Here is a 228-nt window from a genome sequence, read left to right as displayed (position 1 = left end):
AACAAATAGCTTACATTGTAAGTGCTAAAATGGAAAAAACAGTAACATCCCATTAGAAAGCCTAATAGCTTAGACTTGTTTTTCTTTTCTCCACCTCATGCGTAAAGAGAAGAATAGGTGCATGGAGGGGATAAATTTGCACGTTAACATCAATGATTTTACGACCATACCGACGGCTGTCTGAACAAATATTGCTAAAAACTCAGATCCCTTGCTGTTCTTAATAAA

The sequence above is a fragment of the Bartonella sp. TT110JLCBS genome (assembly GCF_042193405.1).
Taxonomy (GTDB): domain Bacteria; phylum Pseudomonadota; class Alphaproteobacteria; order Rhizobiales; family Rhizobiaceae; genus Bartonella.
Note: the sequence above shows the minus strand (reverse complement) of the source record.